Origin of the sequence: Streptomyces sp. WAC 06738 (assembly GCF_003945505.1) — a bacterium.
Classification (GTDB): Bacteria; Actinomycetota; Actinomycetes; order Streptomycetales; family Streptomycetaceae; genus Streptomyces.
The window spans coordinates 2,019,856-2,038,916 of record NZ_CP029618.1 but is presented as its reverse complement, the minus strand read 5'-3'; the positions used below and the strand labels follow the sequence as shown (position 1 = coordinate 2,038,916).

Genomic DNA, 19,061 nt, shown 5'->3' with positions numbered 1-19,061 from the left:
CTCCCTCGCGGGCCGGCCGGGGCGGCGGGGTGCTCCCCGCGGCGCCCGCCGGCCGGCGCCCGATGATGGCGAGGCCATCCTGCCCGTACGTGGCGGCGGGGCAATCCCGCGGCGAACAGCGGGACACGGCGACGGAACACGGCGAAGGGACAGGAGTCGAGACACGGAGCGACAGGCGGATACGCGGTACCGCGACCGGCCGCGGCGAGGGTGACACCGCGCCGCCGCGGGGAGGGACGGCGGCGCGGCAGGTGACACGGCGACGGGACACCGCGCCGTCCGCTGATGTCCCGCCACCGCGGTCCGGGTGCCCCTTTCTCAGCCCGCCATGCCCAGCACCGTCAGCGAGTACGGCGTGAAGCCCAGCTCCATCGTCCGCGTCACCTCGAACCCCTCGCTGGCCACCTCCGCCTCGATGAGCGAGCCGGTGAACGGATCGGTGACGTACACCGACTCCTCGCCCGGCGCCAGTGCCGCCTGGTTCTTGGTCCAGTCCTCCGAGACCTCGAACGGCTCGGTCACCTTCGAGGAGGCGACGACCTTCGCGCCCTTCGGGTCGACCCCGTGCAGCTCACCGTCCGCGGTGAGCGCGAGGCCCCGGTCCCAGTACGGGTCCCAGGTGAACGCGGCGCGCGCGGCGGGCAGTTCGACGCGGCGCATGGTGCGCTCGCCGAGGTCCAGCGCGGCCATCGCCTCGTCGCCGAAGGTGCCGAGGACGGCGTCGCCGCTGTGCCCGGCGAAGGAGCTGACGCGCTCCTCCTCGCCGCTGCCGGCCGGGTTGGGGATCTTGTCGGCCTTCCACTTGCCGCCGTCGCCGCGCTCCAGCACCAGCACGCCGTCCAGGCAGCCGAAGAGCAGCAGATCGTCGCCGACGGCGTGTTCGCCGTGCAGTTCCGGGCAGTCGCGGAAGGCGGCGAGTTCGCGGTTGTGGGCGTCGTGGACCCGTACGCCGACGGGGAGGTCCTCCTCCGTCTCGCCGGGGATGGTGAGGGCCATCTCGCCGTTCTCCAGGGTCACGGCGACGCCGTGGTGCGGGCCTTCCGCCTTCAGCTCGCGCTCCGGTTCCGTGCTCGCGTCCTCGGCGCCGACGTGCAGCACCCGGGCCGTACCGGTGCCGTCGTCGAAGACGGTGACGTGCTCGCCGTGCGGCACGGCGTGCGAGGGGTACTCGCCCTTCAGGCTGCCCAGGAGCCGGGGGCGTTCGTGGTGCGCGTCCTGGTGGCCGCCGTGGTCCTCCCAGCGGATGCCGGCATCCAGGAGGTGCGTGACGCCCTGCTCCCCCTGGGGCAGCAGGACGTGGGTGTCGTCCTCGGTCCGCACGGGCCTGGACTGGCCCTCCACGCGCAGCGTACGCACCGTCCCTCCGTCGGCGAGGCCGATGACCCGGACGGCGCCCGAGCCCTGTTCGGTGACGACGGCGCGCAGTTCCGGGGCGCCGTGGGCGGTCTTCTCCGCGGGCCAGCCGGAGCGGTCGGCGCCGGCCTGCTCGCCGCCGGCCGCGTCCGACGCGCGGCCGGCGCCGGGCTCTCCGCCGCCCGGATCGTCGTCGTTCTCCGCACATCCGCCGGCCAGCACGAGGGCTATCGCCGCCACGCCTGCGGCGAGCGTCTTCCTTGTCTTCGTAATGACAATCATTTTCATGACGATAGCAGGAGTGTGCGCGGGCGTCCGCCACGGGGGCGTCCGGGCATGCGAAAAGCCGGCGGCCCCACCCAGCGGGGCCGCCGGCCGGTCTCGCGGCTCGGCGTGTGCCGTGCCTCAGTTCGTGTCGTGGCTGCCGTGGGCCGGTGCGTCGCGGGTGGCCTTCATCGCGTCCGCGTTGTGCGTCCCGGCGACCGTGCCGTTGGGGTTCGTCACCACCAGCAGGCCCGCCATGCCCATGTCCGCGTGGCTCTGGACGTGGCAGTGGTACATCCACCGCCCCGAGCCGACGAGTTCGCCCGCGATGAACTGGAAGCCGAACGAGTCGCCCGGTCCGCAGATCTTGTTGTCGATGATCGGCGTCGGGTCGTCCACGCTGGTCAGCATGCCCGTACGGTTGTCCGCCCAGCGGTGACCGTGCATGTGGAACGTGTGGTAGAACTCGCCGTGCGTGATCATGATGACCTCGCAGCGGTCGCCGAGCGTGGCGGTGAAGTCGGGCCCGTGCCCGGTGATGTTGTTGATCGTGTTGTCGTTGAAGACGATCACGAACTGCTTGTCGGGCAGCTTGTCGCCCTTCCGGCGGACGATCAGGCCGCCGTAGAGGCCGCGCCTGACGCCGCCGGTGCCGTGCGGGGTGCCGACCGCGTGGTCGTGGTAGTGCCAGTAGCCCGCGCTGCCCGGCTGGATGGTGCCGTCGCGGCGGGTGCCCGCGGTGTGCGAGTGCCAGACGTAGGTGCGCGAACCGCCCGGCGGCACCGCGCTGTTCGTCATCGGCGTGCCGTCGTTGTCGATGTCGTAGTCGACGCCGTGGACGTGCAGGCTGGCCTCGACGTCGAGGTTGTTGACCAGCTTGATCATCATGCTGTCGCCCTCGTACATCTCCAGCAGCGGGCCGGGGATGGAGGGCTTGCCCGGTTCGAGGCCGTAGCCGAGCTGGCCGTCCGGCATGGCCTCGGCGTACATGGTGATCCGCTTGATCTCGCCGAGAGGCTGGGGTTGGGGTTTGTCGTCGGACGCCGTGACCGTCGCTCCCGAGGTGGACAGGGCGACCGGGGTCGCCAGTGCGGCCGCGGCCGCACCGCTGGTGAAGGACCTTCTGGAAAAAGCGTTGCGCGGCATGGTGGCCCCCGCCTTCTCGCGCGTTTGTGACTCGTCCCTGACAGCCGCTCATGGTAAGGGCTTGCGGAGGCTTTGCCCATCCTCAGGACAAAGTTCGGACCGAATCCGGCTGTAGGCATTGGCAGTTCGCGAAAAGGGGTCTAACTTCCTACGGCGGCGCAGCTATCCCGCAGCATCCCGGGACGAGGTGGGAGGACCATGCGACGCAGGGGAAACGCCCTACGCTGGGCGGCCGGCGCATCGGCGGTGGCCATGGCGGCAACGCTCCTGGCAGGAGCGGAAGCCGTGGCAGGACCGTCGGACGCAGGACCGCTGGCGGCCGGCAGCCCGCCGGGCAAGGCGAACGCTTCGGTACTCGTGTTCTACCGGGTCGACGGCGACCAACACGCCGTGACCCGGGCGGGCATCGAGGCCATCAAGGCGATCGGTGCCCAGGGGCCCGAGACGTTCACGGTGACCGCGACCGACGAGGTCACGGCGTTCACCGACAAGAACCTGGCCAAGTACAACGCGGTCGTCTTCCTGTCACCGGGCAGCGACCGCCTCAACACCATGCAGGAGCAGTCGTTCCAGCGCTACATCAAGGCGGGCGGCGGGTTCCTCGGCATCCATGACGCGGCCCGCTCGGAACCGGAGTCCGACTGGTTCACGGGCCTGATCGGCAGCCGCCCCGCCGGCACCTCCGGCGGCGCGCAGGAGGCCGTCGTCGAGGTCGGCGACCGGCTGAACCCGGCCACCAAGGAGCTGCCGCTGGAGTGGAAGCGCAGCGACGTGTGGACCAACTGGGAGAAGAACCCGTCCGGCAGCGTCCACACCGTCGCCCGGGTCCGGGAGAACACGTACCAGCCGGGCTCGACGGCCAACGGCTGGGACCACCCGATCTCCTGGTGCCGCGACTACGAGGGCGGCCGCTCGTTCTACACCGGCATGGGCGGCACCGCCGCCGGCTTCGCCGAGGAGAACTTCCGGTCGCACCTGCGCGGTGCCCTGCTGTGGACCACGCGCCAGGCGCGCGCGGACTGCCAGGCGAGCATCACCGCCAACTACGAGGCGACCCGGCTGACCCAGCCGAACCAGGCGAACCAGCTCGACCAGATCGGCGAGCCGCACGGCATCGACATCGCCGACGACGGCAAGGTCTACTACATCGGCCGCGGCGGCCGCTGGTCCGGCGCGCCCGTCGACGTCGACTGGAACAGCCCGGAGATGGGCAAGGGCCCCGGCACGATCCACATGTGGGACCCGGAGACCGAGAAGGTCACCGCGGTCGGCACGCTCGACGTCTTCGGCAACAAGGGCGGCGGCGACGAGCTGGTCAAGGTCGAGGAGGGCCTCCTCGGCATCGCCCTCGACCAGGACTTCGCCGACAACGGATACGTGTACCTGCACTACACGCCGCACTCCGGCGTCGACCGTGCCGCGCACATGGCCGAGCGGCGGGTCTCCCGCTTCACCATCGACCAGGAGACGCAGAAGCTCGACACCGCCTCCGAGAAGGTCGTGCTGTCCTGGCCCGTCCAGGTGCACAGTTGCTGCCACGCGGGCGGCGACATGGAGTGGGACTCCAAGGGCAACCTGTACATCGCCACCGGTGACACCAACTCCTCGCGGTTCAGCGACGGCTACTCCGGCAACAACCCGGAGCCCAACTTCGGCGGCGTGTCCTTCGCCGACGCGCGCCGCACCGCGGGCAACACCAACAACCTCAACGGGAAGATCCTGCGGATCCACCCCGAGGACGACGGCACGTACACCATCCCCGAGGGCAACCTCTTCACCGGCGACGAGGGCGACGGCGACCAGGCCAGGCCCGAGATCTACGTGATGGGCGTGCGCAACCCGTCCCGCATCGAGATCGACGCGGACGACCGGCTCTACGCCGGCTGGGTCGGCCCGGACGCCGGCGCGCCCAGCACCACCTGGGGCCCGGCCAAGTACGACACGTTCGCCGTCATCACCAGCGCGGGCAACCAGGGCTGGCCGTACTGCATGGGCAACTCGCAGCCGTACCGCGACCGCAACCTGCCCGACCCGTCGCAGCCGCTCGGCTGGTACGACTGCGACAACATCAAGAACACCTCGCCCAACAACGACGGGCTCACGGACCTGCCGCCGGTCCGCGACAACAACATCTGGTACTCGCCCCAGGGCGGCGGCCCCGACTACCCGCGCAACGCGGACGGGGTGCCCAGCTACAACGTCGACGAGGCGCAGTACCGCCTGCCCTGGCTCAAGGGCGGCGGCCAGGCGGCCATGACGGGCCCCGTCTACCGCTACGACGCCTCCTCCGACAGCGACGTGAAGTGGCCGGAGTACTGGAACGACAAGTGGTTCGTCGGCGACTTCTACGACGGGGACCAGCCGCGGCACGCCGTGGTCATGGACCCGGACAACGCCGGTGACGGCGGACTGCCGGTGCACGCCGAGTCGCTCGACAAGATCATCCCGGTCGGCAACGGCGGCATCCGCAACCTGATGGACTGGAAGTTCGGCCCCGACGGCGCGCTCTACGTGCTCGACTACGGCCGCGGCTTCTTCAACGCCGACTCGGCGTCCGCGCTGTGGCGGGTGACGTACAAGGGCGGGCCGGCGACGCCGCTGCCCGGGGACCTGATCGGGAAAGGGAGCCAATGAGATCCGGAGCTCTGACCGCGGGCGGACTGCGGCGGGCGCTGATCATTCTGGTGGCGGTCTGCCTGGCGCTGCTCGCGCCGGGCGGCCTGCCCACCGCGGGCGCGGCGGCGCCCGACGAGGCCCGGGCGGCGCAGACGCTGACCTGGACCGCGGGTGACAGCATCACCGAGTACACCTCCGCGCCCACCACGGCGGTGGCGGGGGAGACGACCATCGTCTTCGAGAACAGCGCCGCCACCGGCAACACCACCGGCATGGTGCACACGCTGACGTTCGACACGTTCAGCGACGGCTACAACAAGGACGTCAGCCTCAACCTCCAGGCGTCCCCGAACGACGAGAACAACGGCAAGTGGCAGGCGACGGTCAACCTCTCGCCGGGCAAGTACCGCTACTTCTGCGCGATCCCCGGCCACGGCTCGATGGTCGGCGAGCTGATCGTCACCGACGGCGGCGGCGAGGACACCACGGCGCCCGAGACGGCCGCGGAGGTCAAGGGCGAGCAGGACGCGAACGGCGCGTACCTGGGCAGCGCGACGGTCGAGCTGTCCGCCACCGACGACATGTCGGGGGTCGACCGCGTCGACTACGCCCTGGACGGGGCCACGGACTGGACCGCGTACGAGGCGCCCGTCGTGGTCAACACCCCGGGCGAGCACACCGTCAGATACCGCGCGACCGACAAGGCGGGCAACACCAGCGAGGAGAAGTCGGTGACCTTCACGGTCACCGAGGCGAACGACACGACGCCGCCCACGGTCACCGCCTCGGTGAGCGGTGAGCGGAACGCCGACGGCGCGTACCTGGACATGGCCATGGTCACGCTCAAGGGGGCCGACACCGGCGGCTCCGGCCTGGACCGGGTCGAGTACTCGGTGGGCGGCAGCGCCTTCCAGAGATACACCGAGATGCTGCACGTCATGACCGTCGGCGAGCACACGGTCAGCTACCGGGCCACCGACAAGGCGGGCAACTCCTCCGAGGTCGGGACGGTCACCTTCACGATCGTCGAGAAGTACCCCAACCCCGACCCGGACTGCCCGGAGCTGGACTCCCGTCCGATCGTCTTCATCGGCCAGTACGACACCCACGTGCCCAACCGCGTCACCAGGAACGGCTGCACGATCAACGAGGTGATCGAGGACGAGAAGGCGTGGCCGAAGCAGAAGGCGTTCCTGGACCACGTCCGGGACGTCACCGACGAGCTGTACGCGGACGCCGTGATCAACGGCGAGGAGCGCCAGATCATCCGCGACACGGCCAGGGAGTCGGGGATCGGCAAGCCGGGCCAGAACGAGGGCTACACGCCGCTCTTCACCGGCACCGAGAACTCCTTCTCCAAGTGGCAGCAGGTCGGCGGCGGCAGCTTCAACCTCAACGAGGACGGCTCGATGACGAGCGGGACGACCGTCGGCGGGATGGGCATGCTGTGGTACCCGCAGGCCCAGTACGGCGACTTCTCGCTCAAGCTGCAGTGGCGCGACGACGCGCCGGGCACCGGGCGCACCAACTCCGGCGTCTTCGTCCGCTTCCCGGACGTGCGCGACCACCCGGACGAGTCGCGGCCCGAGTGGGTGGCGATCAAGTACGGGCACGAGGTGCAGATCTTCGACTCGGAGGCCGGCGACCAGTACAAGACCGGCTCGGTCTACGGCTTCGACCGGGTCGACCACGGCTCGGCCGGGGTGGTGCCCAAGGGAACGTGGAACGACTACGAGATCCGGGTGGTGGGCCAGAAGTACTCGATCTACCGCAACGGCGTGCTCCTCAACGAGTTCGAGAACTCCCCGGGGCAGCTCTTCTCGCCGCCGCGCGGCGACGACCCGGGCACGGACGGCCGCCAGCACGCGAAGGGCTACATCGGCCTCCAGGTGCACGGCACGACGGACGTGGTCTCGTTCCGCGACATCCGGATCAAGCCGCTGTGACGTATACGGTCGGCTGAGCCGGATCGGGTCCCGGTGGGGGGCGGTGGACACACCGCCCCCCATCAGGCGTTCCGGGGGGTGTACCAACGGGCGCCGGGGCCGAAACGCCTGTTCGCCACGGGATCGAAAGCCCACCGCTGCCCGTACCTCGGTGGGATAGTCGGTCCGTTCGGTGTCCACGGTCCCGAAGGAAGGTGATGGCCCGTGGTGTTCGCCATGGGATTCTCCGAGTACGGCGGCCCCGAGGTGCTGCGCCCCCTCGACGTCGAGGTGCCGGCGCCGGCCGCCGGCGAGGTGCGTGTGCGCGTCCGCTGCGCGGGGGTCAATCCGCTGGACTGGAAGCTGCGCGGCGGGCGGATGGCGGCGGCCAGGACACTGGCGTTCCCGTACGTCCTGGGGCTGGAGGCCGCGGGCGTCGTCGAGTCCGTGGGCGAGGACGCGGGGCCGTGGCGGGTGGGCGACGAGGTGCTGGGGCCGGTGACCGCGGGGTACGCGGTGCAGACGCTGGCACGCGCGGACCGGCTGGTCGCCAAGCCGCCGGGGTTGCCGTGGGAGCTGGCGGGCGGGCTGCCGATGGCGGCGGAGACCGCGTACCGCACGCTGACGGCGCTCCGCGTGGCGAAGGACGACACGCTGCTCGTGCACGGCGCGGCGGGCGGGGTGGGCAGCCTGGCGGTGCAGTTCGCGGTCTCGGCGGGGGTACGGGTCATCGGCACCGCGAGCCCCGCGAACCACGACTACCTGCGCTCCCTGGGCGCGGAACCGGTCGCGTACGGGGAGGGCGTGGGCGCGCGGGTACGGGAACTGGCCCCGGACGTCGACGCGGTCCTGGACGCCGCGGGCCGCGGCGTGCTGCCGGAGTCCGTGGACCTGGCCGGCGGTCCTGCCCGGGTCCTGACGATCGCGGACGCGGCGGGCGCGCAGACTCTGGGCGTACGGTTCTCACGCCAGTCGGACGGCGAGGACCAGTACGTGCCGGGGATCGAACGCGCCCTGGCGCTGTACCGCGACGGCCGCCTGCACCTGCCGGTGTGGCGCGCCCTGCCCCTGGCGGAGGCCCCGGACGCCCACCGGGCGAGCGAGGAGGGCCACTTGCGGGGAAAGATCGTCCTGGTGGCGGACTAAGGCCTTTCGCCTGGATCGGGCCGCGCGCATCGCACGGCGAACAGGGAGCCGTGACGGAGCCTGGTGACCGATACTGGCGCGTCGGCCCGCGAGCCCGGCGTGATCCCGACGAGTGTCCACGCCCTCATGCCCCGCGCCTGGTTGACTTCGGTTGGCCGGGGGCACGTTTGGTGTCAGGGATGTTGTCCACCGCAGGGGCGGAGGGGGTCTCTCGTGGAACCTGTGGCGGCCGAGCTGCTGATGGCGCTGGCGAGTGGAGCGCTGGGAGCGGCGGGGCAAAGTGCGTGGGAGCGGTTACGGGGGCTGGTACGGCATCCGGACGGAGAGCCGGGGGACGGCGCACCGGTCCTCGGCGAGGGCGAGTTGACGGCGCTGGGTGAGGCGGTCGGCGACGCGGGGCGTGCGCGGCGGCTCGCGGAGGTGCTGGCGCAGCGGGCCGCCGAGGACCCCGCCTTCGCGCAGGCGCTCTCGGCATGGCGTCGGGAGGCGGAGGTGGCCCGCGACGCGCACGTGTCGTCAGGCGGCCAGCACCAGGAGATATCCGGAGGCACCCAGGCGCGAGTGGTCTTCCTGCGTGACGTGAACGGGAACGTCAACATCGGCTGAGGGACGCCAGGTGGAGCGCGACGGGCGCGGCCGGTCCCCGCAGGAGCAGGGGATCTGGGGTGGCACGCAGGAGAACGTCGTGTTCGCCCGGGACATCCGGCATGTGGAGATCCACGAGCACGGCCGGGGCAGCGCTGTCCAGGGCCGCTCGCTCTGGCGCGCCGCGGTCGTGGCGGGCGTCCTGGCCTTGTTCTTCCTCCGGCCAGAGTTGCCGCTGCACGCCCGCTGGGACCCGGGGCCAGTGGTGGCGGGCTGGGTACTGCTGGCCGGAGCGGCGGCCGTGGAAGGGGCCGTGTGGATACGGAAGGCGGCGCGGCGCAGGCGGGCGCGCGCCTGGCGGACCCCGAAGAACCTCACGCGGGCCGTCGAAGCGCTCGCCGACAGCCTGTTCCTCCGCTACGACCGGGACGAACGCCTGCCGCAGATCCACGATCCCCGGCCCATCGAGGTGACCTGGACGACCCTGACGGAAGACCCCGGGGAAGCTACCGGCCCGTACACCTCCCTCGCCGACCACTACACCGCGCTGTCCGCAGGCCGCCTCGTCGTCCTCGGTGGTGCGGGCGCCGGAAAGTCCGTCCTCGTGCTGCGGCTTGCGCATGATCTGCTGCGGCGCCGCACGGATGGTCCGCGGGAGCCGGTGCCCGCGATCGTGTCCCTCGCCTCCTGGGATCCCAGGCGGCAGGGGCTGATGGGCTGGGTGGCACGGCAGTTGGCGGACGAATACCCCGAGGCGTGCGAGCCGGTGCCGGGGGCGCCCCCTGTCGACGTCGCCTTCGCACTGATCCTGGACCGCAGGGTGCTGCTCGTACTCGACGGCTTCGACGAACTCCCGGCCGAGAACCGCAGAGCGGCCATGGAGCAGATCACCGGGACCGTGCGCGGCGGTGTCCCCTTCATCCTGACCAGCCGCGAGCCCGAGTACCGCGAACACGCGCCCGAGACGACCGTCTTCGAGCGGACCGAGATCACCCTCAGCCCGCTGACCGCCGAGACGGTCCGCGCGTATCTCAGCCCCGGCACGGCGCCGACCCGCTGGTCCCCGGTGCTCGCCCGGCTCGCGGACGAGCGGGACCGTGCGCCCGAGGTGCGGCGACTGCGCCGGGTGCTGAGTGTGCCGCTGATGGTCGCGCTGGCCCGGGTCGCGTACGCCGATCCTGCCACCGACCCGGCCGAACTCCTTGCCCCGGGCCGCTTCCACCGCGCCGCAGACCTCGAACGGTACCTGTACGACGTGTACTTGGACGTCGCCTACAGCAGGTCCCACGACATCAGGGCCGCGTACGGCGGCTGGGACCCGGTACGCGCCCGTGCCTGGGCGGGCTTCCTCGCTGCCCGGGGCAAGGCCGAGCAGCGGCAGGACATCGCATGGTGGCGGCTGGACGAGGGGCTGCCTGGTGTGGTGCGGCTGGCCGGACTCCTCCCCGCGTACGCGGTGAGCACCGCGGTCCTGGCCCTGCTCGACTTCGGGCCGGCGGTTTGGCACGACTGGCTGCCGGTCCCGCTGTGGGCCGGGTTCCTGCTGCTGTGTCTGCTGCGGCTGCTGCTCACGGGACTGATCGGCATGGACGGCTGGTCCGACCCGCCGCGCCGCCTGACCCGGCCGGTCGCCGCCGAGATCAGGACGGTGCTCGGCCGCCGCCGGGTCCGTGCGGTGGCGGCGATCACTGTACTCGCGGTCGGCGGGGGCTGGGCGGCTGCGTATCCGCCGGGCTCGTCGAGGCTCTGGCGCTGGACGATGGGCCTGCTCACCGTCTACATCCTGTGGCGCTGTGCCATTCCGGCCGTCAGGTCCGTGGTACGCCCTTCCGACCCGGCACTCGCGCCCTCCCCGGCCGCGCTGCTCCGAGCCGACCGGAGGTCCGTCCTCGCCCTCGGCTGGCTCCGGCCGGTACGTGCCAAGGTGGATGACACCCCGGCGGCACTGGTGCTGCTGCCGCTCGTCCTCCTCTTCGGCTGGGGCGGGCTGGGCGGCCGGGACATCGTCGGGACCCGGGAGTGGGTGCTGGCCGGCGCGGGCACGCTGCTGTCCGGGGTGCTCTACGGGCATGGGGTGTCCGCCTGGGGCCGGTTCACGGTGGCCCGCGCGTATCTCGCCCTGACCGGGCGGCTTCCGTGGCGGCTGATGGCATTCCTGGAGGACGCACACGCGCGGGGGGTGCTGCGCCAGTCGGGGGCCGCGTACCGGTTCCGGCACATCGAACTGCGGGACCGGCTGGCGCAGGACGCGCCGAGCGTTCCGGCACGGCCGGGCCGACGCCCCGCGTGGCTCCGGACGGCGATGGCGGTGCCGGTGGGCGGGGCCACCCTCGCGGTGCTCCTGGGTGTGGGCGTGCAGATGGTGCTGGAAAGTCCGGGACCGGTACGGCACCTTCCGCCCGCGTGCCAGCTCCTCGCACACGCCGACCTCGACACGCTGATGACCGATCCGGCGACCGCGCCGTCGGCGGGCGGCCGGATGTGCGCGGCGGGGGAGCAGTTTCCGTTCGCCCGGAACACCCAGCTCGAACTGCGGGCATGGGTCGAGGCCAGCGACGGGGTGGACAGTGGGCCCGCCGAGGCGGGACTCGTTCTCGATCGTCTGAAGTCGACCACGGATACCCCGGACGGCACGGTCCGTACGGTCGCCGGTCTCGGCGACGCCGGCTTCCTGGCGGTTCAGCCCCGTCCGGCAGTTGTCGACCATCCGGCAGAGCAGGGGTACACGGATTCCTGGATGGCATCGGTAGGGGTGCGGGTCGGGAACGCGCTCGTCTTTCTCACCTACCGCGAGGAGTTCGCGTCCCGGGAGCGCGTGGCGGAGGTCGCGGAGGTGCTGGCGCGGACGGTGCTGCGGCGTGCAGACCTGGACCCGGCGCCCCCGGGTGAGCGGCGGCTGTCCGCGATACCGCGCCCGACGCCCGCGTCGGTGGACGGCACCCGTTTCGACACCTACGCGCGTCGCCCGGCGCGATCCCTGACCGGAGCCACCTATGGACCGGACGAACGCTCCTACCTGTGGCATCTGGTCAGTGTCCCCTTCGCGTTCCGCGCGCCGAAGCATCTCGACTGCGGGGAGGCGGACCTCGCCAGCGACGGGACGGCGTCCTACACCTGCACGTCCTGGCCGGAGAACGTCCGCGCCGGGCACCTGCCGGAACTGCGCGTGTCGATCCGCTCCCACTACTGCGGCGCGTCCTGCTCCCCCAAGGAGACGGACGCATTCCGGCGCGCGATCCCCGACGAGGCAACCACTCCCTGGCGGAAGGTGGACGACGCGACGTCCTACGCGGCGCAGGACGATGTCGCGGGGCGGTACCGGATGTCGCTGTACCGGCAGTGGGGGTGGACCGCGGAGTCCCGTAGCCACGCCTTTCTGCTCTGGGCCCGGGTGGATGCGCCCAAGTCCGCTGAGGAGTGGGCCCAGCAGCCGATCAACGACATCTTCACGCAGACGACCATCGATTGAGGCGTCACCGCTGTGCCGCCCGCGGTGGGCGGATCCGCAGCGGTCGGGTGCGGGGGCGGCGCCGGCACGCGGGCCGGGGCCGGCGGTCAGCGGGCCAGGCCGAAGGTTTCGGCCGGGCGGGCGGCGGGGCGCCGTGCCCAACCGGGGGCCCGGCCCGCCGCCTTGGCGGCCGGACGCGGCAGCGCCGCCGCGGCGCGGTGCTCCGCTGCCGCCGGAGTCCGGGCCGCCGTCTCGCCGGGGCGGGAGAGCAGGACCACGCCGTGGGTGGCCAGGGCCGTCGCCGTCAGGGCGGCCGCCACCCCCACCGCGCCGCCGGTCAGTTGCTCGCCGAGCAGCGTCAGGCCCACCGCCGCGCAGACCGCGGGGTTCACCAGGGTCACCGTGGCCAGGGGCGCGCCCAGCCCGTCGCGGTAGGCCGCCTGCGAGAGCATCAGCCCCGCGGGGGCCAGTGCCGCCACCGCGAGCCCCGTCAGCACCGTGAAGGCGTCCGGTCCCGGGCGTACCGCGACCGTCTGGGTCAGCACCGAGCCCGCGCCGAAGGCGATGCCCGCGGCCGTGGCGTACGCGATCCCCGCGGCCCGCGGCCCCGCCCGGCGCGCAGCCGCGGCCAGCGCCGCCAGCGCCGCCGCGGTGGCCGCGACCGCGCCGAGGACCTGCGCCGGGGTGAGCACCTCGATCCGCCCGCCGCCGCGCACCAGCAGCAGCACCCCCGCGAGTCCCGCCAGCGTCAGCGCCGCGCCCCGCCACCGGACCGCGCCGACCGCCCGCCCGCTCACCGCCGCCTGCAGCGGCAGCGCGAGGACCAGCGTGAGGGCGCCCAGCGGCTGTATGAGGGTCAGCGGCCCGTACCGCAGCGCGAGCACGTGCAGCGCCGCGCCCGCGACGTTCAGCCCGACCGACAGCCACCACGAGCCGCGCCCGAGCGCCGCCCACACCCCCGCGTCCGTCTCCCGGCCCGCCCCCGCGATCCGCTCCTGGAGCACGGCGGCCCCCGCGTACGCGGCGGCGGACGCGAGGGCCAGCACCAGTGCTGCCGCGAGGCCGTTCATGCCGTTCATGTCCCCTCCGGTGGTCGAACCCGTCCCCGGACGGTATCGAGCCTTGCGGACAGATCCTGTCCGGAAGTCGTCGCTGCCGTCGTGTTGGTGGACTGCCCGCGGCACCGGAACTCATCGGCGGGGAATCATGGGGCGCGTGGCCTCCCTCCTGTACGACGACTCCGCCCCGCCGCCCGGCCCCGTGCAGTTCCAGCTCGTCCTGCTGCGCCGCATGAAGGACTTCCAGCCTGACCTGGTCGCCGGTGCGCTGCGCGCCCTCGGTGTGCCCCGTACCGCCATGCGCGAGGCCAACCGCCGCTGGCAGGGCCGGCTCCGCGCCCGCGGCGGCCCGGCCGCCGGCGCCGCGCGGGCCCGTGACTTCGCCGCGCTGCTCGGGCCGCCGGCGTCGGTGACGCGGCGCGCGCACGGCGACATGGCGCTGGACGTGCACGTCTGGCCGGTGCCGCTCTGGCCGGACCTGCGGTTCGAGGCCACCTGCGGCGTGGGCGGCGTGGCGCTCAACGCCTGGCTCGTACGGGCGCCGGACGCGGCGGGCCCCGCGCTGCGCACGCTCGCCGATCTGGCGCCCTGGGGCTGCACCGTCGACGAGGTGGCGCGGGCCGTCCCGCCCGCGGCGCCCCGCGAGACGGCCGCAGCCCCCCGCTTCGCGCTGGCCTTCACCGCGCCGGACGCCGCCGGCGAACCGCGCGCGTGCACCGCGGAGTTCGCCTGGGGGCTGGTGCAGCGGTGGACCATCGATTAAGCGTCGCTTACCGATCCCTTGAACGGATTCTCGCTGGTGCTGCACAGTCCTCCGCGGGGAGACTGGTCGGCATGATCACACCGGACACCAAGGACTGGACCTGGGTCCTGGACCGCCCCTGCCCCGAATGCGGCTTCGTGGCGGCGGAGACCCGCGCGCAGGACGTCCCCGCGCTGGTACGGAAGAGCGCCGTGCGCTGGGTGCAGGTGCTGGCCGACGAGCCGGAGCGGCTGCGGGCGCGGCCGCGGCCCGACGTGTGGTCGGCGCTGGAGTACGCGTGCCATGTGCGCGACGTGTTCCGGCTGTACGACGAGCGGCTCGACCTGATGCTCACCCAGGACGGCCCGACGTTCGCGAACTGGGATCAGGACGAGACGGCGGTCGCGGAGCGGTACGGGGAGCAGGACCCGCTCCGGGTGGCGGCGGAGCTGTCGGCGTGGGGGGAGACGCTGGCGGAGCACCTGGACGAGGTGGGCGAGGGGCGGTGGCAGCGGACGGGATTCCGCAGCGACGGGGCGGCGTTCACGGTCGACACGTTCGCGCGGTACTTCGTGCACGACGTGATCCACCATCTGTACGACGTGGGCGCGCTGGACCGCTCCGCGGAGGGCCGGGGGTGAAGAACTAGCCCCGACGGGGGCTGCGCCCCTCGCCCCCCGGGGCCTTGGCGCTCGGTTGTTCAGTTCTCTGAGCTCGGCGGGTCGGTTCATCCCCTGGCCCGGCCCGCCGTTTCTTCTGCCCGCCGCGGGCGGCCCGCCCGCGTGGCTGGGCGTGTCGCCGGTGGTCTCGTCCACCACCGGCTTCTGCCACTCCGCGCCCTCGGCCGCGGGCTGTTCGCACCGTGCGTGAAGCGGACCACCTCGTCCTGGCTCCGCCAGTCGCCCCCGGCGACGATGCCCGCTCCGCCGCCCGCTTTCGTCACCGTACGTAGGTCGGGCCGGATTCCGCCGCGGGCGGGCCGGCGGCCCCCGCGTACCCGTGAAGCCGTGCCGGGACGTCGATCCCCGCCGCGGCCACCTCGGTTCTCCCGCGCCCCGCGGCGGTGGTGGGCGGAGGGCGGCGGCGGCCCCGACCGCGGTCCGAACGCGGTCGTGAAGATCGCGCCGACGACTACCGTGCGTTGCCGCCGAGAACGAAACGGAAGCAGTCGGAAGCCCCTGATTGCAGCCAGGTCACGGCAGTGGCCTAGACCTGTTCGCGAGAGGCGCCCGTCGGTAGGCTGACGCCCAGCGCACGCTGGATGATCTTCATCTGGTCGTAAACCAGCGCCGAGGACAAAGGGGTTCAACAGTGAGGACAGTACGGTTGATCAGTGCCGGCGCAGCCGCCTCTGCGCTGGTACTGGGGCTTGCGGCATGTGGTGACGACGGGGGCAGCTCGGACGGGACCACCACGATCAAGTTGGTGGCGGCCGACTACGGGGACAAGGCGTCGAACGCGTCCAAGGTGTACTGGGACGATGTGGTCAAGCGCTTCGAGGCGAAGAACAAGGACATCAAGGTCGATGTTCAGGTGATCAACTGGAATGACATCGACACGAAGGTCAAGACGATGATCCAGGGCGGGAACGTCCCGGACATCCTGCAGACCGGCGGCTACGCGGACAAGGTCGCCGACGATCTGCTGTACGAGGCGGATGAGGTGCTGTCGCCGAAGACGAAGTCGAACCTGATCGAGTCGTTCGCGAAGGCGGGTGAGGTCGACGGTACCCAGTACGGCATCCCGTTCGTGTCCTCGGCGCGGTTGATGTTCTACAACAAGGAAGTCCTCGACAAGGCCGGTGTGGAGGTCCCGCAGAGCTGGGACGATGTCGCCGCCGCGGCGCAGAAGATCAAGGACAAGAAGGCCGCGGAGATTCCGTATGCGTTGCCGCTGGGTCCGGAGGAGACGCAGGGCGAGTCGATGATCTGGGAGATCGGCAACGGCGGTGGTTACACCGACGCCGAGGGCAACTACACCATCGACAGTGCGCAGAACGTCGAGACGTTCGAGTGGCTGAAGGAGAACCTGGTCGACCCCGGTCTGACGTATGAGAACCCCGCCACCACCGACCGCAAGACGGCCTTCGCCGACTTCGCCGCCGGCAAGGTGGGCATGCTCAACGGCCACCCGACGCTGATCCAGATGGCGAAGGACGGCGGTGTCGACTACGAGGTCGCGCCGATCCCCGGCAAGGACGGCCCGCTGGATTCCACCCTCGGCGTCGCCGACTGGATGATGGCGTTCAAGGACGGCGGCAAGCAGGAAGAGATCAAGAAGTTCCTGGACTTCGCGTACTCCAAGGAGAACACGCTGAAGTTCGACGAGATGTACAACCTCATGCCGGTGACCACGGACACCCTTGAGGAGATGCAGTCGAGCGGCAAGCACAAGGACCTGGAGCCGTTCTTCGAGGTGCTGCCGGCCGCCCAGTTCTACCCGCTGGGCAGCACGAGCTGGGACGTGGTCTCCGCGGAGATCAAGAAGTCGGGCGGCAAGGCCGTCTCCGACGACCCGTCCAAGGTGCTGGGCGAGCTTCAGCAGAAGGCCGAGGACACCGCCGCCGACATGGGCGAGTGACCCGGCACGGGTGCTGAACCGCCCTCGGTGACCCCACCGGGCCGCCGCGCCGTAGCCGCGCGGCGGCCCGCCCCGGGCGCCGTCGCCCGGGCATCCCGTGCTCTCGCGCGGCCCGCGTACGACGCGCCGCCGCGCCCCCGTAGCCCCTAGTGCGGTCCCTCAACCGCCGTATCCGCAAGGAGTCCCCCGTGCCCGTCACGGTCAAGGAGCCCGCGGCCGCTGCCGGCCCCGGGCCCGGCGGGCGGAAGACCGGGCCGCAGCGCCGCCGCCGTCGCGGTGGTCTGGCCCGGCTCGGTCCGCTGCCCTGGATTGCCCCCGCCATCCTGCTGATCGTCGTGGTGGTGCTGTGGCCCATCTACGAACTGATCCGCACCTCGTTCCTCAACGTCAGCATCAGCGGCTTCGTCCGCGGCTCGGCCGGCACCGAGAAGTACCGCCAGCTCTTCGACGAGTCCGGCTTCTCCAGCGTGCTGACGATGACAGTGGTATGGACCGTCGCCGTCGTCGGCGTCACCATGCTCCTCTCCCTCGGCCTGGCCCAGCTCTTCAACAAACCCTTCCCGGGCCGTACGGTCACCCGCTGGGCGCTCATCGCACCATGGGCCGCCTCCGTGCTGATGACCGCCATCGGCTTTCGCTGGATGCTCGACCAGACCGCCGGCGTCCTCAACACCCTGATGACCGACCTCGGTCTGATAGACGGGCCGAAGGACTGGCTGGGCGATCCCGCGACCGCCTGGCCGTGGATGATGTTCGTCGCGGTCTTCGTCTCGCTGCCCTTCACCACGTACACGCTCCTCGCCGGCCTGCAGACCATTCCGCACGAGGTGTACGAGGCCGCCCGCATCGACGGCGCCAACTCCCGCCAGACCTACTGGCGCGTGACCGTGCCGCTGCTGCGGCCCGCGTTCCTCGTCGGCTTCGTCATCAACCTCATCAACGTCTTCAACTCCTTCCCCGTCATCTGGGCCATGACCAAGGGCGGGCCCGGCAGCGACACCGCCACGACCACGGTCTTCATGTACCAGCTCAAAGACACCGACATCGGCGAGTCCGCCGCGATGTCCGTCGTCAACTTCGCCATGGTCGTCGTACTCGTCCTGATCTTCCTCAAGGTCAGCCGCTGGAACAAGGAGGACGCATGACCCTCTCCGCGCCCTCACACACCCCCGAAAACGAACCCGTCACCAAACAAGCCGACGGGAAAAACGGCCACCGCGGCCGGGCAGCCAACAGCCGCAAGAGCGCCGCCAAGCGCAGGAAGTACGGTCCGCGCACCCTGGTCACCGCCGCGAGCGCGTGGATGCTGGCGGTCATCTTCATCGCACCGTACCTGGAGATGATCATCACCGCGCTGCGGCCCGCGGACGAACTCCGCGACCGCACCTACCTGCCCACCTCCTTCGAGTGGAAAAACCTCGTCGACGTCTGGGAGGAGTCCACCCTCGGCGACAACCTCCAGGTCACCCTCCTCATCGCAGGCGGCGCCACGCTGCTCGTCCTGCTGGTGTCCCTGCCCGCCGCGTACTACACCGCCCGCGTGCGCTACCGCGGCCGCAAGGCATTCCTGCTGCTGGTCCTCGTCACCCAGATGTTCCAGCCGACCGCGCTGCTCATCGGCCTCTACCGCGAGTTCCACCAGTTGGACATGCTGAACTCGACGTGGACGCTGATCCTGGCCAACGGCGCGTTCAACCTCGCCTTCGCCATCTGGATCCTCACCGCCTACATCTCCTCCATCCCGGCGGAGCTGGAGGAGGCCGCGATGGTCGACGGACTCGGCCGGTTCGGCGCGCTGTTCAAGGTGACGCTGCCGCTGGCCATGCCCGGCGTGGTCACGGCGATCATCTTCACGTTCATCTCGTCCTGGAACGAGTTCGTGATGGGCCTGACGCTGATGACCGAACCGGAGAAGCAGCCGCTGACCGTCGGCATCAACAACTTCATCGGCAACTACACCGTCGAATGGAACTACCTCTTCGCCGCCTCCGTCGTCGCCATCATCCCCGTCGTCGTCCTCTTCGCCTTCATCGAACGACACGTCGTCTCCGGCCTGACAGCCGGCTCGGTGAAATAGGTCCCGGCACCGCACTACCCTGACCCGCACCCCGCCCGCCGGCGCCGCCGGCCGGCGGGGTGCGGCGTACACGGCCGGGGGAGCGCGGGGGCGCGGGCGACTGCGCCGGACGGGCGATATA

13 protein-coding genes are annotated in these 19,061 nt (G+C 71.5%); 10 read left to right on the top strand and 3 right to left on the bottom strand.

All coding sequences use genetic code 11. The features are described from left to right. Window positions 1-318 precede the first annotated feature (318 nt). Together DMB38_RS08555 and DMB38_RS08550 are read right to left on the bottom strand one after the other, a co-directional pair. The gene (locus tag DMB38_RS08555; protein WP_240662053.1) at window positions 319-1,635 is read right to left on the bottom strand and encodes a hypothetical protein; all 1,317 of its coding nucleotides are present in this window, start codon (window positions 1,633-1,635) and stop codon (window positions 319-321) included. A 123-nt stretch (window positions 1,636-1,758) separates the two neighbouring features. Beyond that, window positions 1,759-2,763 carry a multicopper oxidase domain-containing protein gene (locus DMB38_RS08550; protein ID WP_125934659.1) on the bottom strand — a complete coding sequence of 335 codons (1,005 nt, stop codon included), beginning with the start codon at window positions 2,761-2,763 and terminating at the stop codon, window positions 1,759-1,761. Window positions 2,764-3,015: 252 nt separating this feature from the next. On the opposite strand from DMB38_RS08550, the gene DMB38_RS08545 reads away from it, so the two are divergent. The 5 genes from DMB38_RS08545 (at window position 3,016) to DMB38_RS08525 (ending at window position 12,504) form a co-directional block, all read left to right on the top strand. Continuing rightward, a complete protein-coding gene (locus DMB38_RS08545) occupies window positions 3,016-5,397 on the top strand; it encodes a ThuA domain-containing protein (protein WP_240662051.1) in 2,382 nt (793 codons plus the stop codon). Next, window positions 5,394-7,325, top strand: coding sequence for a family 16 glycoside hydrolase (locus DMB38_RS08540; protein WP_125934657.1), 1,932 nt, complete (start codon window positions 5,394-5,396; stop codon window positions 7,323-7,325). Before DMB38_RS08545 ends, DMB38_RS08540 begins: the two co-directional genes overlap by 4 nt. 207 nt (window positions 7,326-7,532) lie before the next feature. Beyond that, complete coding sequence (locus DMB38_RS08535; protein WP_346429496.1) at window positions 7,533-8,450, top strand: NADP-dependent oxidoreductase; 918 nt, start codon at window positions 7,533-7,535, stop codon at window positions 8,448-8,450. A gap of 213 nt (window positions 8,451-8,663) precedes the next feature. Continuing rightward, window positions 8,664-9,056, top strand: a complete 393-nt coding sequence (locus DMB38_RS08530) for a hypothetical protein (protein ID WP_240662049.1) — start codon at window positions 8,664-8,666, stop codon at window positions 9,054-9,056. A 10-nt stretch (window positions 9,057-9,066) separates the two neighbouring features. Further along, the gene (locus tag DMB38_RS08525; RefSeq protein ID WP_125934655.1) at window positions 9,067-12,504 is read left to right on the top strand and encodes an NACHT domain-containing protein; all 3,438 of its coding nucleotides are present in this window, start codon (window positions 9,067-9,069) and stop codon (window positions 12,502-12,504) included. Window positions 12,505-12,590: 86 nt separating this feature from the next. Here DMB38_RS08525 and DMB38_RS08520 read toward each other — a convergent pair whose 3' ends face one another. Then, the gene (locus tag DMB38_RS08520; protein WP_125934654.1) at window positions 12,591-13,562 is read right to left on the bottom strand and encodes a DMT family transporter; all 972 of its coding nucleotides are present in this window, start codon (window positions 13,560-13,562) and stop codon (window positions 12,591-12,593) included. Between the two features lie 136 nt (window positions 13,563-13,698). Here DMB38_RS08520 and DMB38_RS08515 point away from each other — a divergent pair, with 136 nt between their 5' ends. From DMB38_RS08515 to DMB38_RS08495, 5 genes are all read left to right on the top strand, one after another. Next, a complete protein-coding gene (locus DMB38_RS08515; RefSeq protein WP_125934653.1) occupies window positions 13,699-14,304 on the top strand; it encodes a hypothetical protein in 606 nt (201 codons plus the stop codon). A gap of 71 nt (window positions 14,305-14,375) precedes the next feature. After that, entirely contained in the window at window positions 14,376-14,924 is a 549-nt protein-coding gene (locus DMB38_RS08510; RefSeq protein ID WP_125934652.1) for a DinB family protein, read from the top strand. A 715-nt stretch (window positions 14,925-15,639) separates the two neighbouring features. Beyond that, window positions 15,640-16,863 (top strand): extracellular solute-binding protein, encoded by a 1,224-nt coding sequence (locus tag DMB38_RS08505; protein WP_125938894.1) that lies wholly within the window; start codon window positions 15,640-15,642, stop codon window positions 16,861-16,863. Window positions 16,864-17,051: 188 nt separating this feature from the next. Beyond that, complete coding sequence (locus DMB38_RS08500) at window positions 17,052-18,008, top strand: sugar ABC transporter permease (RefSeq protein WP_125933412.1); 957 nt, start codon at window positions 17,052-17,054, stop codon at window positions 18,006-18,008. Further along, window positions 18,005-18,940: a carbohydrate ABC transporter permease gene (locus DMB38_RS08495; RefSeq protein WP_240662047.1), complete on the top strand. Its 936-nt coding sequence runs from the start codon at window positions 18,005-18,007 to the stop codon at window positions 18,938-18,940. Before DMB38_RS08500 ends, DMB38_RS08495 begins: the two co-directional genes overlap by 4 nt. Window positions 18,941-19,061: the final 121 nt, after the last annotated feature.

What these genes read in the sequence shown, in the direction of transcription:
- DMB38_RS08495 (WP_240662047.1), top strand. Translation starts at nt 18,005, where the DNA reads ATGACCCTCTCCGCGCCCTCACACACCCCCGAAAACGAACCCGTCACC.
- DMB38_RS08555 (WP_240662053.1), bottom strand. Translation starts at nt 1,635, where the DNA reads ATGATTGTCATTACGAAGACAAGGAAGACGCTCGCCGCAGGCGTGGCG.
- DMB38_RS08540 (WP_125934657.1), top strand. Translation starts at nt 5,394, where the DNA reads ATGAGATCCGGAGCTCTGACCGCGGGCGGACTGCGGCGGGCGCTGATC.
- DMB38_RS08510 (WP_125934652.1), top strand. Translation starts at nt 14,376, where the DNA reads ATGATCACACCGGACACCAAGGACTGGACCTGGGTCCTGGACCGCCCC.
- DMB38_RS08550 (WP_125934659.1), bottom strand. Translation starts at nt 2,763, where the DNA reads ATGCCGCGCAACGCTTTTTCCAGAAGGTCCTTCACCAGCGGTGCGGCC.
- DMB38_RS08545 (WP_240662051.1), top strand. Translation starts at nt 3,016, where the DNA reads ATGGCGGCAACGCTCCTGGCAGGAGCGGAAGCCGTGGCAGGACCGTCG.
- DMB38_RS08520 (WP_125934654.1), bottom strand. Translation starts at nt 13,562, where the DNA reads ATGAACGGCATGAACGGCCTCGCGGCAGCACTGGTGCTGGCCCTCGCG.